The organism is Streptomyces sp. NPDC003247 (assembly GCF_042888135.1).
In the GTDB taxonomy this organism is placed as follows: Bacteria; Actinomycetota; Actinomycetes; order Streptomycetales; family Streptomycetaceae; genus Streptomyces.
Genome location: NZ_JBIAPF010000021.1, coordinates 21356 through 34120, shown reverse-complemented (window position 1 = coordinate 34120; position 12765 = coordinate 21356). Strand labels below are relative to the sequence as shown.

The window sequence follows — 12765 nt, the reverse complement described above, 5'->3', positions numbered from 1 at the left end:
CCGCTTCCGACGCTGATCGTCAGCCGGGACGCCTGGCCATGACGACCACACCCGGCCCGCTCCACTCATCCGCGGGGAGCCGGAGTTCGGCGACCGGGTGTAGTCCGGCCTGCTCGATCAGGTCCACGAGCTGCTCCGGCCGCCACTTGTGCGTGGTCCAACGAACGGGCACTCCTCCGTATGCCTCGGTGCGCACCGCGTCCTCGTCGCCAACGTGTGTGCCGGCGATGAGGTGCCCGCCCGGCTTCAGGGCGTGCGCGAAATGAGTGAGGACCTGGGGAAGGACATCACGGGGGAGGTTGAACAGTGACCACCACCCGAGCATGCCGCCGAGGGAGGCTTCACCGAGGTCGAGCTCGGTGGCGGAGGCGACGCTAAAGCGGCATTGCGGATGTAGACGGCGCGCGTTCTCGATCATGCGGGGAGAGAGGTCAACCCCGGATACGTCGAGTCCGCGTTCGGCGAGGTAGCCGGTCACCGTGCCGGGTCCGCAGCCGACGTCGAGGACGCGCCCGAGCTCGCCCACGGTGTCGGCGAAAGCGTCAATCGACGCCTTGAGCCAGGGATGGCGACGGATGTCGCCCATGCCGGTTGTCACCACCATGTGGGCGTAGTTGTCGGCCACGCGGTCATAGGACTCACGGACCACGTCGAGGTCGGCTGGGCGGTCAATAGGATGTGCGCGCATCAGCCAACGATAGGACTGGGCAGCAGACTTGGGGCCTGTACAGCGGTTGCCGGTGCCGGGGATCAATCGAACCGTGGTTGGCGCTGAGATTGATCATGGTTCGGCGGTGGCCCCGAGGGCGTTGACACGGTTCGCGTCCTCGCGGCGGGCCTTGCGCTGTGCCGGAATCGCCGAAGTGTTGTCGAGCGGCTGGCAGTGGTCGAGGAGCTGGCGGTGTACGGCGAGGACGGCGCTGACGCGCAGGGTGTAGCCCTGGCCGCGCCGTACGGTCACGCCCTCGCCGAGCGCGGCCCGCTCAGCGGGCTCCAGGTCGGTGTTGCGGAGGAAGTCGGCGACCTTGCCCGGCATGTCGAGGGCGACCGGCAGCTCCGGGGCGGGGGCGTCCTCCTCGACGGCGATGTGCTCGGGCATGAGGTCGGCGACCGCCGTGCGGATCGCGCCGCGGCTGACGCCGTGGTCGCGGGCGAGGGCGGCGATCGAGCAGCCCTCCAGGTACGCGGTGCGGACGGCGTCGGTCCTGTCGGCCCCCACGGCGGGGCGACGCCCGCCTTTGCTGCCCTTTGCCTCGGCGGCGCGCAGTCCGTCGTAGGTCAGCTCGCGCTGGAGGTCGCGCTGGAGTTCGCCGGCGGCGGCGAGGGTCTGCACCATGAACTTCACGGTGGACAGCAGCTCGCCGGTGCGCGGGTGACGGGCGGTGAGGTCCATGGCGGAGAACGCGCCGTCGTGGATGCGCAGGGCGAGGCGATCACGGTGGAGGACGTCGAGCACGTCGAGGATGTGCTGGTTGCCGCGCACAAGGCGGAACATCTCGGAGATGTGCACGGTGTCACCCGGCCGCGCGTAGGTGAGCAGCTCGCTGAACTTCGGGCGCTGGAGGGGATGGAGGCGGCTGGAGGTGCCCGGGTCCTCCTCGAAGACGACCGGGTCCTCGATCCCGGCCTCGGCCAGGACGAGGTCCTGCCGGGCGGTGGACTGCTGGTCGGTCGAGACCCGCTTGTAGACCAGGTTCGCCACCGTGGGCCCCTTCCGTACGGAGGATCGGACCCTATCCGTCGTCAAACCCTGTCAGCAATCACCATCGGATCTGATTGGATCCGGGCCGCCTCGAACCCTCTGATTGCACGGGTTCATTGGACGCTCCGGCCTCCTGTCGTCAAACGATCCTTTGACGACAGGGTGGGCCGCTGTCTGCAGGGGGCGGGTTTTCGGGTGTAGTCCTTGTCTCGGGCCCGGTGGCTGGCCGCTTCGGCACGGGCTCGGTGAGGAAGGGGCGCCGCCGGGGTCAGCCGACGATGTCGGTGTAGCCGTGTCCGGTGATGCTGTCGCCAGCGTGGGTGCCGGTGACGGTGCAGACGCCGCCGTAAAAGCGTCCGTCGTCGGCGGACAGTTGGCGGTGGGTGATGTCGAGGGTTGCGTCGAGGCTGGGGGCGGTCAGCGTCCAGACGCCGTTGCTGTCGGTGCGCCGGGCGGCGGTGATGGTGTGGGTGCCGTCGGCGGTCAGTTCGGTGAGCCAGGAGGTGCCGTCGCCTGTGGTGTCCCAGACGCTCAGGTAGCGGTCTGCGCCGAGGTCAAGGCCGAGCCAGGTGAAGCGCGGGGGCTGTGTGCCGGGTGAGACCCATTGGCGGTCGAACCAGGTGCGGCCGCTGACGGTGTAGGTGGTGCCGTCGGCGGTGAGGGTTCCGGTGGTGGTCAGGCCGGGCAGGGCGTACTGGCCGGTGGTTCCGTCGAGGAAGGGGAAGATGCCCGATCCGCCGCTGTAGAGGACGGGAGTCTCGCGGTGAAGGGTGAGCCGGAGCGATGCGGTGTCCGTGGCACCGGTGAGTTCCAGGTGCTCCAGGTTTCCGTGCATCGTCAGGAGCGGGGTGCGGATGTCGAGTCGGTCGGTGGAGAGTGTCACGGCCTGGCGGCTGTCGATGCTCTTGGTGTGGCTGGTGTGACCGCCGGGGTCCTGGAGGACCGCGACGGTGCTGTGGACGGTGTCGCGCACCGTGATGGCGTGGATCTTCGCCCAGAACGCGGTGCCCTCGGTCTGGAGGCGGGCGGTGAACCACCAGGAGTCCGTCGAGCGGGAAGGGCCCTGCGCAAGTGTGTCGGCGGCGCTGATCAGGGTGGGGTGTGCGGGGTGCATGGTCTCTCCTTGGGGCGTGGTGGGCCGGACGGCCGGGTCAGACGGCGGCGATGTCGATGGACTTCTCCTTGAACCGTCCGGCGGCCAGGGTCTGCATCGCGCGTTGGCCGAGGCGGGTGCTCAGCACCTGCTGCATGGCGGTGCGTACGGCCTTGTCCCTGCGGGTCTGCGGGACGAACATCGTCAGGCCCTGGGCCCGGCCGGATTTCTGCTGGAGGGTGATGAAGGGGCGCAGCCTCTGCTCCCATTCGCGCAGTGCCCGGGTGATGGTGGCGGGGTTGCGGTGGAGGAGGGTGCCCAGGAGATCCGCGCCGGCCATCGCGGTGGAGGCGCCCATGCCGGAGTAGAGGGTCAGACACCAGGCGGCGTCGCCGAGCAGGACGACGCGATTGGTGTGCCAGGTCGGCATCTCGACCTGGTGGACGGAGTCGAAGAGGTAGTCGTCGGCCTGCTCGAACTGTGCCAGGAGGTTGTTCAGGACGGGGCCGGCGGGCTCGGGGCCGAAGGCGCGGCGCAGGGACTCGGCGGGCGGGAGGCGGAACTGGGCGTCCTCGTCGTCGGTGCGGTAGTTGAAGAGCACGCCGGGCTGGTGGTCGGCGAAGGGGAAGGTCCATACCGAGCGGCCCGGTTCGGCCAGGACCAGGCCGTCGTTGGGGCGGTAGCCGGGAACGGGTTCCTTCAGGATGGTGGCGCCGATGATGTGGTGCAGCGGGCGGAGGTAGTCGCTGTCGGGGCCGAAGGCGAGGCGGCGGGTCGTGGAGCGCAGTCCGTCGGCGCCCACGACGAGGTCGAAGCGCTCGGTGGTTTCCCGGCTCTCCCGGTCACCGGTGGTGTGCAGGGTGACGTCGACGCCGTCGGGGTCTTCGGAGAGGGCGGTGGGGGTGGTGCCGTACCGGATGTCGGTCCGGTGCGCGACGGTGTCGTACAGGGCGGCCTCGATGTCGCCGCGGAGGATCAGGCGGGGCGCCCCGGGCAGGTCGCCGTAGCCCAGGCCGGGCCGGCGGCGGCCTGTGCGGTCGATGTCGTAGGTCATGCCGTCGGGGTCGGTGCGGTCGCCGATGGCGTCGAGGACGCCCATGCGCTGGGCGGTGGCACGGCCTGTCTCGAAGAGGCCGATGAAGTAGCCGGCGGGGCGGCGCTCGGGTGCGCGTTCGACGATGACGGGTTCCCAGCCGATTTCGTGCAGGCGCATCGCGGTGGCCAGGCCGCCGATGCCCATGCCGACGATCAGGGCGCGGGGTGTGGGGGTGTGCATGGCGTCCCTCTCTCGTTCTTCTGTGCTCTGTCGGGTGCGATGGACCAGGCGCCGGGGCCGACGGCGGTGCGCGGCCTCCGGCTGCGTGGGGGTGGGTCACATGTGGACGGCGGGAGCGGCGTCGGCGTCCTGCTGGGGGGCGCCGGGCCGGAAGAGCAGGCCGCAGATGATCGCGCCGGCGGCGAAGAACACGGCGGACCAGGTGTAGGCGGTGGAGTAGCTCTCCAGGGCGGACTGGGCGACGACCTCGGGGGTGGGGGTCTTGCCGGAGAGGAAGTCGGTGGCGGCGCCGGCGGCCAGGGTGCTGAGCAGGGCGACGCCGATGGAGCCGCCGATCTGCTGCATGGTGTTGACACCGGCGGAGCCGACGCCGGCATCGGCCGGCGCGACGCCCTTGGTTGCGGTGCTCATGCACGTCGACATCACCAGGCCGAGGCCGAGACCGAAGACGACCAGCGGGGGGAGCACGTGGGCGGCGTAGCCGGAGTCGGTCTCCAGCGCGGTCAGCCACAGCAGGCCGGCGGCTGCGAGGGCCAGGCCCAGCGGGACGACGGTCTTGGGGCCGAAGCGCGGAGCCAGCATGCCGGTGGCCAGGGTCGCGGAGACCATCGTGGCGCCGATCATGGGCAGAACGGACAGACCTGTCCGGACCGGCGAGTAGCCGAGGGACTGCTGAAGGTAGTAGGTCAGGAACAGGTTGACGCCGAACATGCCGGCGGCGGTGATGAACATGGCGAGGAAGGCGGCGCCGCGGTCGCGGTCGCGCAGGATCCGCAGCGGCAGCAGCGGGTTCCTCACCCGGGTCTGCAGCCACACGAACACCGTCATGAGCACCGTGCCCGCGGCCAGGAAGCCCCAGGTGCCCGCCGCGTTCCAGCCCTCGGTCTCGGCATTCGCGCATCCGTAGACCAGGGCGAACAGGCCGGTGGTCACCGCGACCGTGCCCGGGACATCGATTTTCACGCTCCTGTCGCGGGCCTGGACGGGCAGGAACACCAGGGCGCCGGCCAGCGCGACGCCGGCGAAGACGAGGTTGACGTACAGGCACCAGCGCCAGTCCAGGTGCTCGGTCAGCAGGCCGCCGAGCAGCAGGCCCACGCCGCCACCCGCACCGGCGACCGCTCCGTAGATACCGAACGCCTTCGCGCGTTCCTTGACATCGGTGAACGTCGTGGTCAGCAGAGCGAGCGCGGTGGGGGCGAGCAGGGCGCCGAAGACGCCCTGCAGCGCCCGGCCGGCGACCAGGACACCGAAGCTCCCGGCGGCGCCCGCCAGGACGGAGGTCCCGGCGAAGCCGACGAGTCCGATGATCAAAGCCTTCTTGCGGCCTATGAGGTCCGCGATGCGCCCGCCGAGCAGGAGCAGGCTGCCGAAGCCGAGGGAGTAGGCGGTGACGACCCACTGACGGTTGTCAGCGGAGAACCCCAGATCGGCCTGGGCCGAGGGAAGGGCGATGTTCACGATGGTGGCGTCGAGCACCACCATCAGCTGGGCGATCGCGATGACCGCCAGGACCAGCCACCGGTGCCGGCCGCCGGGCCGCTCCACGGCCTGGTCCGCCGGCGGCGGGCTCGATTCACGGGTGAGGGGCGTACTCATCAGCTTCTCCGAACACGGAAACCAAAGTGGAGACGACATCTCCGATTGACGGTTCCAAGGTAGCAGAAAATCGGAGATGATCTCTCCAGTTGGTCGGTTAGAGTAGATGCATGAGCCGTCAGACCACCCCCGTCCCGTCCTTGGGGAACACACCGCCTCGCCCCCTGCGGGCGGATGCGGAGCGCAACAGGCGCCGCATCATCGCGGCAGCTCAGGAGGTGTTCGCCGAACGCGGCCTGGAGGTCACACTCGATGACATCGCCCGCCACGCGGGCGTCGGCGTCGGCACCGCCTACCGCCGCTTCGCCAACCGCCAGGAACTCATCGAGGCCGTCTTCGACGACGCAGTGCAGCACCTGAACGGCCTGGCGGAGGCCGCCCTGGCGCATGAGGACCCCTGGGAGGGAGTCGTGCAGCTCTTCCAGACCGCCGGGCAGGACTTCGCCCGGGACCGCGGACTGCGCCAGATTCTGCTGGAGAGCACGCACGGCAAAGCCCGCGCCACCGCCCTCCGGGAGCGCCTCACCCCCGCCGTCGACGCCGTCATCACCCGCGCCCAGCAGGCCGGTCAGCTACGCGGCGACATCGAGCCGACCGACTTCCCCCTCGTCCAGCTCATGCTCGGGGCCATTGCCCAGCACACCAGGGACATCGCCCCCGACCTGTGGCAGCGCTACCTCATGCTGATCCTCGACGGCCTCCGTCACGACCGCGGCCACCCCACCCCCCTGCCGCACCCGGCCCTCAGCGGAACCGAATTCGACCAGACGCGAACCTGACAGGACCTCGGCACCCGGCGACGGCCTCGCCGACGGCGCCTGAGCAAAACGGCCGCGCCTGCATGCCCGACTGTCAGCCCGGAACGCCACCGTCGTCCTCGTCCAGCTCCGGCGCCTCCGGGTCGCGCAGCGGCCGCAGGGCGCCGGCGGCCGGGACCTGGGCGGTGAAACTGTAGCGGCCGAGCAGGTTCAGGTTGCGGTGCTTGATCGGGGACAGGCGGGCGATGTCTTCGTCCCGGATCTCGTGGTCCTCCGCCTTCAGCTGGGTGACGGCGGCGTCGATGTAGCGCGTCGTCCAGAGCATGATGGCGTTAAGGACCAGGCCGAGGGAGCCGAGCTGGTCCTCCATGCCGTCCCGGTACGCCTGGTGGATGGTGCCGCGCTTGCCGTGGCACACGTCGCGGGCGAGCTTGTGGCGGGATTCCTGCACGGTGAGCTGCCGGTTCATCTGCCGCCGGTAGGTGTCGTCGACCGGGTCGACCACCCGCAGCAGGTGCTCGGTCTTGGCGATCCGCCCGTACTCGGCGAACGCCGCCCCGAGCGGGGTCGGGCGGCCGTCGCGGCCGAACATGCGCAGCAGGTCGTAGGCGCGGACCTGGTTGGTGACCAGGGAGCCGGCGACCTTCAGCATGTCCGGCCAGTGCGTGATCACCTTGTTCAGGTTCACGCGGTTGCGGGCCAGGTCCTCCACCGCGCCGTACGTGCCGGTTTCGACGCCGGGCATCGTGGCCCGCCAGAACCGCTGGTCGTCCAGGTCGCGGAACCGCGGGCTGAAGTTGTAGCCGAGGATCTTGAACAGGCCGAACACCATGTCGGAGTACGAGGCGTTGTCGGTCGCCACCATCTCCGGCTTGACCCCGCCGTCGAGGTTCAGCAGGGCGTCCAGGATGTGCAGGGAGTCGCGCGGGGTGCCGGGCACGACCATCTGCCCGATGCCCGCGACCTGGTCGTTGACGGCGTTGAGCCAGGTGATGCCGCGCTTGAACCCGAAGTACTTCGGCGACGGGGCAGCGTTGATGGTGCGCACCGGCACCGTAAAGCGCAGCCCGTCCACCGAGGCCAGCAGGCCGTCGCCCCAGTAGCGCACGACCGGGATGCCGGCCTGGGCGGCGATCAGTCGTGCGTTCGCCGCGGCGATGGTGTCGGCGCGCAGGTAGTACTGGTCGACGTGCACGAGCCGGGCCCGGGTCAGGGCCTCGTGGCCGGGGTTGACCACCGGGGCCAGGCCGATGTTGCACGCCTCGGAGACCAGCAGCGCGACCACCGAGGTGGGCAGGTCCTTCATCCGGGTCGTGCCGTCGCCGAGGTGCACGAAGGCGTCGAGGAAGCCGGTCCAGGCGTTCACCTCGAACAGCAGGTCCGGAAGGTCGATCTTCGGGAGCATCTTCTCGACCCGCTGGCGCAGCCAGGTCAGGGACTTCGGCTCGCCGAGCGCGCCGAGCTTGTCGACGTTCAGCTTCACCCGCCCGTCGTCCTGGATCTCGATGGAGACCTTCGCCGCCGGCCCCGCCTCCTGAAGCCGTTCGGCGAGTTGCTTCCACCCGGCGTCCAGGCCGCGCACCAGCTCCGCCAGGTGCTCGGTGACGGGCATGTCCAGGCTCAGGGCCGCCAGGACGTCCTCCTCGACCGCGTCCCAGTCGGGCCCGTCCAGCAGCCGGGCGCGCGGGTTGGACCAGCGGTGCGAGGGCGAGGCGAAGACGTCGCGGTTGTTCAGGGCCCGGTGCAGCTGCTCCAGCACGCACACCACGTACGCGTCCCGGTCCACCGCACCCTGCGGCAGGTCCGGGTTGGCGTACACCGCCTTGCGCCACGCCGGCGGCACCAGCTTGTCGTCCACCTCGCGCGGCAGCAGCGGCTTGACCCCCACCTTCCGCCGCGCCAGCGCCGGAAGACCCCGCACCCCGCCCAGGACCCGCTTCCCGGTGCTCGCCGCGTCCAGCGCCTTCGACTCGCCCAGCAGCGCGAGGAACGGGCGCACCGTCGCGTACCGGTTCGCGAGCGCGGCCCGCATGGCGACCTCGGCCGAGTTCTCGTCCTCGGGCACCAGGGTCACCACGGTGGCCGCCGCGCTCATCACGGCGGCGCGCGGGGCGACCTCCTCCACGGCTGCCCAGAGCGCGGCCACGTCCAGATCCGTCTCCTGCTCCTCGACCAGCTCCAGCTCCTGAAGCAGCACCTTCGCCGCCCGCGCGAGCACCCGTGACGCTTTCTCCAGCTGCGGCAGCGTGGACAGCCGCTCCTTCTCCGTCTTCCGCTTCGCCGTGTTCAGCAGCCGGGTGGCCATCAGGACCTGGAACAGGTCCAGAGCCTCGTCGATCGCCTTCGCCTCCAGGTGCCGCATCACCGCGGCGAGCATCGCCGTGCGCTTCGGCTCCTGAGCCCGCTCCAGCAGCGGCGCCTTCGACCCCAGCGCGTACCGGGCCAGCGCCGCCATCCGGTTCGGCGGGATCTGCGACAACCTCAACCTGCCGAGCCGGTACGCGCCGATCTCGTCCACCCGCTCCAGCGCACGAGCGAACGCCGTACCCGTCGTCCGCGTCGGCGGCCGGCGCAGCCGCTCCAGCTCCGAGAACCGCGAGCCCTCCGGCGTCTTCAGCGTCGCCACCAGATCCCCGGGCAGCGCCGGGTCCGCGCGGCGGGCAGCGCCCGCGACCGTGGCGTGCAACCGCTTCTCCGCGACCTTCCGCACCTCCGACACCTGCCGGGCCAGCACCGACACCCCGGGCAGCAGCACCCGGTGACGGCGCAGCCAGCCCACCGCGTGGTCGAACAGCGCCTTCGGGCCCTCGGCGTGCGTCCACGCCCGCCCGTGCAGGAAGGTGCGGAACCGCCGGGACCACTCCGCGTCGTCGTACTCGTGGTACTCGTAGGCGTCCCGGATCTCCCACGCGTGCTCGTACGCCGTCTTGGGCCGCTCGGTGTACCGCTTCACCACCGACGGGTCCTCGATGCCGAGCTGCGCGGCCAGGTGCTCGACCACCGGCCAGGGCGCGTCCAGCGGGTCGTCCGGGAGGAACCGGCCGATGTAGCGCACGGTGCACATCTGGAGTGCGAACCCGAGCTGGTGGTACGTCGAGCGGCGCCGGGCGATCAGATCGCGGTCGACGTCGTCCAGGAAGAAGAACCGCTCCAGCTCGGGGCGGGTCGGCTCCTCGGCGAACTTCCCGTACGCCTCGGCCTGCTCATCAGTCAGAAACTCCACCGGCACGAGCGGACCGTAGCCAGCCCCAGCACCCGCCCGGCGATCTTTCCGCGAACCCCAGCGGAGCCACCGGCCGGTGTGCTAGCCAACCGTGATCAATCTCAGCGCCAACCGCTGTACCGATGTTCCCCGAGGCCGGGGCACCCCCGGCTGTATGGACGGTGCAGCCGAGAGTCACAGAAATATGGGCAACAAGTAACACAGCCCACGATTCCCCCTCATCCCCTCCACGACGTGGACAGAGTGTGGGTGCGCGGCCGACCGGCCGCCACCCGCACACCGCACCCACCTTGCCGCTGCGGCGAGAGCCGCCGGCCGGGAGGGTGCCCGCACCAAGGGGGACTTGTGTCCGCTTCTGCTTCCGTCTCCGCCCGCCGCCTGACCGCCGCCGCGCTCGCCGCCGGCGCCCTGGTCTCGCTGGCCGCGCTGCCCGCGACCGCGGCCGACCACGCCCGCCCCGAGCGGCCGAAGGTGGAGATCTCCGCCGTCCAGTACGACTCCCCGGGACGCGACGACCGCTCCAACCGCTCCCTGAACAAGGAGTGGGTGGAGCTGACCAACACCACCCGCCACGCGGTCAACCTCGACGGCTGGACCCTCAAGGACGAGTCCGGCCACACCTACACCTTCGACCACTACCGCCTGGCCAGCCGCACCACGGTCCGCATCCACACCGGCGAGGGCCGCGACACCCGCACCGACCTCTACCAGGACCGCCGCCAGTACGTGTGGAACAACGACCACGACACCGCGACCCTGCGCAACGACCACGGCCGCGTCATCGACAAGGAGTCCTGGGGCTACAGCAGCCACGGCAGCCGCCACTGACCCACCAGACGTGACAGACCGGCGGTGCGCCGTCCTCTCCAGGACGGCGCGTCCCTTTGTTCTGCACGGGAGCCGCTCTGGAGGGGGTGCTGATCAGAGACTGTTCCCAGCCCGTCGGTTGTGGGGCGGCCCGTGCCGGTCTGGCCTCCTGACTCGTTCAGGGGCTTTTGCTCCGAATGACGCCCGGGTCCGTACTGGGGTGGTTACGGTGCTGCCATGCCACCAGAAGAGCTGACTCCGGATCAGGTCTTGCGCGCGGTCGCCGGGCTGGAAGCGGCATGGGCCGATGACGATGACGCGCTGGCCGCCCTGGTCCGCGGTGGGCACGGCGAGCAGCCGCTGGCCGTGCTGATCGCTGAGTTCGGCGCCAGCAGGCTGCAGACCATGGTGCTGATCGTCGCCGGCATCCCGAACATGGACGGAGCCGACCGGCAAGAAGCGCTGGCGGAGCTGCGGGAGGGCGTCATCGCGCACATGACCACGGTGGCGCTGAGCATGATGTCCGGCTGGGCTCTCTCCGCCGGCGACGACGTCCAGGCGACCGGCGACCTCGCCCGCCACGTCCTGCAAGCGCTCCTGTCCTTCACCACGGACGGCGACGACCCGCAGGAGGTACGGGCCCTGTTTGCCCACCTGCGGGCAGACGCCCTGGCTCACTCGTGAGAGCCTGTGTCGCTTTTTCTGCGTTCCACGACGGCTGATCCGTGGAGGAACGGACGGCTCTGTCCGAAGCACCGGGTGAGGTGGCCTGCCGGGTGAGGCGACGAGTTGGCGGACCACCGGCGCGATTGGGTTCTCCGGCCGCCCGGGAACCGGTTCGGACTTGTCGGCCTGGTGCCACCGGTCAGTCTGTGCCCTGTTGAACAGACACCTGGTGGTATCCGCGGCGGCTTGGAAGGCGACGCTGGGGGTGAGACAGGAAGTCGGTGGCCAGCGTGCGGCGGCCTGGTCGTCGACCGCGAGGTCGTGGATCGCCTTGACCTTCTCCTGCGGGTTTGTCGATCGTCGACCCGCCACACGACCTGCCTCGTTGGCGCAGCAGGGCGATGCGCCGCGGCTGCTGGCCGACCGGCTTCAGAACACCGGGGGCGAGGCCCGGATCAACAGCCCGTTCGACTGGGTCACCCGGCGGGGCCGGTGCAGCGGCCGGCCTGCTCGGACGGGGCGCTGCGACGGCGGGATCCGGCTGGACACCGGCGGCGACTGCGGCAACGCGATCCGCCTCCGCCGGGCGCGCCGGGCGAGGATCGCGGCCGGCATCGACCGGGAGGTGCCCGGCATCGGTGAAGGGGAGCGCTGTCAGGTCATCGAGGACCGGATGCGCGAGCACGCCGCCATCGAGGCGGAGACTTGGTGTGGCGCTGCGAGCAGGCGCTGACGGAGCAGGACCGGTGCGATTCGGTACCGGCGGGCGGGCGATGTACGACCCGCACCGGGCGATGCGGCCGGCTTCGGCCACGGCGACATACCGTGACGACTGCCGGGCAGGGCCACTCAGCTGGGTGAACATACCAGTCCTTTACGAACCGGGTGTCGTCCCGGAGCGTCGACCAGAGCATGAGGTCGATCAGGGACGTACACGTCGCAGAACCGGGGCTGGACGTCGCGGCCGCGGACGACGCCACCGCTGCAACTTTCCGCGAGGTACTCGCCGGGCGCTGGGTGACCGCGACATCTGACCGGACGACCAGACCCCCGGGCGGGCCGGGTGTACGACTGCGCTGTTGCCTCGATCTGTGCCGGGAGCTCCCCGCTGCGGTCGCCCCGACCACGGCGTGAGGTTCATGGCGGGGCAGGGTCCTTGCCGAACGGTGGTATCTGCGCTGCGCCGATGTCCGTGAGGAGCCGTGCCGGCTGCCTGCTCGGGTTGTCGGCGTGCCGGCGGGTCTTCGTACACGCCGACTTCCGCCAGATTTTGTTGACACGGTTCTGGATCTTGAGAGTGTGGATGGGGGGCGCACTGCGGGTGTACGGGGGGACGGCGAGGTCTGCGCGGGCGTACTCGATTTTGTCGATTCACCCCGCATGCCCTGTTTGGGTGACCGTTTTTGATCGGTTGCTGCCATTTCTGGGCAGGGCCTTCTGACGGTGACCGTCTGTGGGGTGATGGGCGCCCGTACCCACGGCGCTACTTTCTGGCATCGCAGGGCTGCGCAAGGTAGTAGCGTCCTGCTCCCGGAATCTTCTTCCGGACGGCAAAGACCCCGGCACCGTTGGTTGGTCGCCTCGCGCCGGGGTCTTGTCGCTCTCAACGCCAGTCCCGAGACAAGGGAGGTCTCCGATGTC

General features: G+C 70.3%; 11 protein-coding genes. 5 read left to right on the top strand and 6 right to left on the bottom strand.

What is annotated here, in order from left to right; genetic code table 11:
- Positions 1-19: 19 nt before the first annotated feature.
- From ACFYWQ_RS41230 to ACFYWQ_RS41210, 5 genes are all read right to left on the bottom strand, one after another.
- Entirely contained in the window at positions 20-688 is a 669-nt protein-coding gene (locus tag ACFYWQ_RS41230; RefSeq protein WP_389525248.1) for a class I SAM-dependent methyltransferase, read from the bottom strand.
- Positions 689-781: 93 nt separating this feature from the next.
- On the bottom strand, positions 782-1702 hold the full coding sequence (locus ACFYWQ_RS41225) for a recombinase family protein (RefSeq protein WP_389525245.1): 921 nt from the start codon (positions 1700-1702) through the stop codon (positions 782-784).
- A 268-nt stretch (positions 1703-1970) separates the two neighbouring features.
- Positions 1971-2816, bottom strand: coding sequence for a lipocalin-like domain-containing protein (locus ACFYWQ_RS41220; RefSeq protein WP_389525243.1), 846 nt, complete (start codon positions 2814-2816; stop codon positions 1971-1973).
- A 37-nt stretch (positions 2817-2853) separates the two neighbouring features.
- On the bottom strand, positions 2854-4071 hold the full coding sequence (locus tag ACFYWQ_RS41215; protein ID WP_389525240.1) for an FAD-dependent monooxygenase: 1218 nt from the start codon (positions 4069-4071) through the stop codon (positions 2854-2856).
- Between the two features lie 96 nt (positions 4072-4167).
- Positions 4168-5670, bottom strand: coding sequence for an MFS transporter (locus ACFYWQ_RS41210; protein WP_389525238.1), 1503 nt, complete (start codon positions 5668-5670; stop codon positions 4168-4170).
- A 110-nt stretch (positions 5671-5780) separates the two neighbouring features.
- Here ACFYWQ_RS41210 and ACFYWQ_RS41205 point away from each other — a divergent pair, with 110 nt between their 5' ends.
- The gene (locus ACFYWQ_RS41205) at positions 5781-6449 is read left to right on the top strand and encodes a TetR/AcrR family transcriptional regulator (RefSeq protein ID WP_389525235.1); all 669 of its coding nucleotides are present in this window, start codon (positions 5781-5783) and stop codon (positions 6447-6449) included.
- A gap of 73 nt (positions 6450-6522) precedes the next feature.
- Here the strand turns inward: ACFYWQ_RS41205 and ACFYWQ_RS41200 are convergent, their stop codons facing one another.
- Entirely contained in the window at positions 6523-9657 is a 3135-nt protein-coding gene (locus ACFYWQ_RS41200; protein WP_389525232.1) for a Tn3 family transposase, read from the bottom strand.
- A gap of 339 nt (positions 9658-9996) precedes the next feature.
- Here ACFYWQ_RS41200 and ACFYWQ_RS41195 point away from each other — a divergent pair, with 339 nt between their 5' ends.
- From ACFYWQ_RS41195 to ACFYWQ_RS41180, 4 genes are all read left to right on the top strand, one after another.
- A complete protein-coding gene (locus tag ACFYWQ_RS41195; RefSeq protein WP_389525229.1) occupies positions 9997-10479 on the top strand; it encodes a lamin tail domain-containing protein in 483 nt (160 codons plus the stop codon).
- 216 nt (positions 10480-10695) lie between these two features.
- Positions 10696-11142, top strand: a complete 447-nt coding sequence (locus ACFYWQ_RS41190; protein ID WP_389525226.1) for a hypothetical protein — start codon at positions 10696-10698, stop codon at positions 11140-11142.
- A gap of 247 nt (positions 11143-11389) precedes the next feature.
- Positions 11390-11857 carry a hypothetical protein gene (locus tag ACFYWQ_RS41185; protein ID WP_389525223.1) on the top strand — a complete coding sequence of 156 codons (468 nt, stop codon included), beginning with the start codon at positions 11390-11392 and terminating at the stop codon, positions 11855-11857.
- Between the two features lie 179 nt (positions 11858-12036).
- Positions 12037-12258, top strand: a complete 222-nt coding sequence (locus ACFYWQ_RS41180) for a DUF6207 family protein (RefSeq protein WP_389525219.1) — start codon at positions 12037-12039, stop codon at positions 12256-12258.
- Positions 12259-12765: the final 507 nt, after the last annotated feature.

Bases quoted from the DNA above. Each gene is read 5' to 3' on its own strand.
- ACFYWQ_RS41230 (WP_389525248.1), bottom strand. From the start codon at position 688: ATGCGCGCACATCCTATTGACCGCCCAGCCGACCTCGACGTGGTCCGT.
- ACFYWQ_RS41220 (WP_389525243.1), bottom strand. From the start codon at position 2,816: ATGCACCCCGCACACCCCACCCTGATCAGCGCCGCCGACACACTTGCG.
- ACFYWQ_RS41215 (WP_389525240.1), bottom strand. From the start codon at position 4,071: ATGCACACCCCCACACCCCGCGCCCTGATCGTCGGCATGGGCATCGGC.
- ACFYWQ_RS41210 (WP_389525238.1), bottom strand. From the start codon at position 5,670: ATGAGTACGCCCCTCACCCGTGAATCGAGCCCGCCGCCGGCGGACCAG.
- ACFYWQ_RS41205 (WP_389525235.1), top strand. From the start codon at position 5,781: ATGAGCCGTCAGACCACCCCCGTCCCGTCCTTGGGGAACACACCGCCT.
- ACFYWQ_RS41190 (WP_389525226.1), top strand. From the start codon at position 10,696: ATGCCACCAGAAGAGCTGACTCCGGATCAGGTCTTGCGCGCGGTCGCC.
- ACFYWQ_RS41180 (WP_389525219.1), top strand. From the start codon at position 12,037: ATGAGGTCGATCAGGGACGTACACGTCGCAGAACCGGGGCTGGACGTC.